Source organism: Leifsonia sp. HAY1-4F (genome assembly GCF_056755275.1).
Map to the genome: position 1 here is coordinate 1 of NZ_JBNDHX010000357.1, position 262 is coordinate 262.

The 262-nt window shown below is 37.8% G+C and carries 1 protein-coding gene; it reads right to left on the bottom strand.

What is annotated here, in order from left to right; all coding sequences use genetic code 11:
* Positions 1 to 60 precede the first annotated feature (60 nt).
* Positions 61 to 262: hypothetical protein (locus tag ACPYOG_RS19825; protein WP_481295828.1), on the bottom strand; the 202-nt coding region annotated here is incomplete at its 5' end.

The window sequence follows — 262 nt, forward strand, 5'->3', positions numbered from 1 at the left end:
TAACAATACCATGTCTGCGTTTAACGGAAAATAGACGGCCCGCTAGGAAGACTAATTGCTCTACGGTTTGTAAACTGTAATATCTTTTATGATCTTCTTCTCAAGAAAGTTTTTTTCGCTCACCGTAGAACGGTAGTTGTGTTCCTGTTCAAAAAACTCTAAAGGAGTCGTTATAACAGCATCGGCTCTCCATTTAATAGCCATGATAACTTCCTTTCCGGAATTAATGTCTGTATCTGAAAAAGTAAATATCGTACTGGGA